The sequence below is a fragment of the Vibrio sp. 970 genome, assembly GCF_033339075.1.
In genome coordinates this window covers 1-501 of the sequence record NZ_JAWOTW010000897.1, presented here as the reverse complement: position 1 = coordinate 501, position 501 = coordinate 1, and the positions used below count along the sequence as shown (strand labels likewise).

Here is a 501-nt window from a genome sequence, read left to right as displayed (position 1 = left end):
ATGGTCATACCATCCAATGATCAACGTCAAACCATCATCATGGTAAATTTCTTCCGTTTTCTTCCAATAAGAAATCATTCGAACACGCCATCAATTAATTTGCACGAGCTTGTTTGACGATGCATAAGCACTGATCATATGAATGGTGCTCGCCCTGTCTTCACGATTGTATGAGCCTCGAAGTGTTTTGCCATCAATCGCAATCACTTGACCTTCGGTAAGGGTGTGTATTGATGACATCCAGTTAATGAAGCATTCATGAAATGCTCGGGGTCAATCGTTGAGATTATTCGAGCAATCGTGTCATCAACAGGAACACTATGTAAAAACAGGCCATTGCGCTTAAACCAATTATGATGACCGAGAATGTATTCACGGATATCAAACCAACCTTTCGCACCAGCAATAACCGCACATAGCGAGCCAAAAGGACTTCGAAGAGGCAGTAAGTGACCTTAGGGATTTGGCGTAGATCAGTAATCGTTTGAAAATGTTCTTTGA

Annotated in this window: 1 pseudogene; it reads right to left on the bottom strand. The window is 41.7% G+C overall.

Annotated features, from left to right (window positions below):
- Positions 1-102: 102 nt before the first annotated feature.
- Positions 103-501 (bottom strand): annotated as a pseudogene (locus R7Q11_RS29795) (ISAs1 family transposase); the annotation flags it as partial.